Raw genomic sequence first — 1,132 nt, 5'->3', positions numbered from 1 at the left:
ATTACTCTTTGATGGTGACGACGATGCCGGCACCGACGGTGCGGCCGCCTTCACGGATGGCGAAGCGCAGCTTCTCTTCCATGGCGATCGGCACGATCAGTTCGACATCGACGGTGATGTTGTCGCCCGGCATCACCATCTCGGTGCCTTCCGGCAGCGACACGATGCCGGTCACGTCGGTCGTGCGGAAATAGAACTGCGGACGGTAATTGGTGAAGAACGGCGTGTGACGGCCACCTTCGTCCTTGGTCAGGATGTAGGCTTCGGCGACGAACTTCTTGTGCGGCTTGACCGTACCGGGCTTGGCCAGAACCTGGCCGCGCTCGACACCTTCGCGGTCGACACCGCGCAGCAGCGCGCCGATGTTGTCGCCGGCCTGGCCCTGGTCGAGCAGCTTGCGGAACATCTCGACGCCCGTGCAGGTCGTCTTGGTGGTCGGACGGATGCCGACGATCTCGAGCTCCTCGCCGACCTTGACCACGCCGCGCTCGACGCGGCCGGTCACCACCGTGCCGCGGCCCGAGATCGAGAACACGTCCTCGATCGGCATCAGGAACGGCTTGTCCAGCGGACGAACCGGCGTCGGGATGTAGTCGTCGACCGCAGCCATCAGCTCGCGGATCGAATCCTCGCCGATCTTCTTGTCGGAATCTTCCAAAGCGGCAAGTGCCGAACCCTTGACGATCGGAATGTCGTCGCCGGGGAACTCGTTCTTGGTCAAGAGTTCACGCACCTCGAGCTCGACCAGTTCGAGCAGCTCGGCGTCGTCGACCTGGTCGACCTTGTTCAAAAACACCACGATCGACGGCACGCCGACCTGACGGGCCAGCAGGATGTGCTCGCGGGTCTGCGGCATCGGGCCGTCGGCGGCCGACACAACCAGGATCGCGCCGTCCATCTGCGCGGCACCGGTGATCATGTTCTTCACATAGTCGGCGTGGCCGGGGCAGTCGACATGGGCGTAGTGGCGGGCGGCCGTCTCGTATTCGACATGCGCCGTCGAGATGGTGATGCCGCGCGCCTTCTCCTCGGGCGCCGCATCGATCTGGTCGTAGCGCTTGTATTCGCCAAAATACTTGGTGATCGCCGCCGTCAGCGACGTCTTGCCATGATCGACGTGGCCAATCGTGCC

The 1,132-nt window shown here is 63.8% G+C and carries 1 protein-coding gene; it reads right to left on the bottom strand.

Annotated elements, in window-relative coordinates:
* Position 1 precedes the first annotated feature (1 nt).
* A partial coding sequence (gene tuf / locus AC0L14_RS34735) for an elongation factor Tu (RefSeq protein WP_473530221.1) occupies positions 2-1,132 on the bottom strand: 1,131 nt, incomplete at its 5' end.

It is taken from the genome of Mesorhizobium sp. WSM4841 (assembly GCF_055811515.1).
Note: the sequence above shows the minus strand (reverse complement) of the source record. Positions and strands in the feature narration are given on the sequence as shown.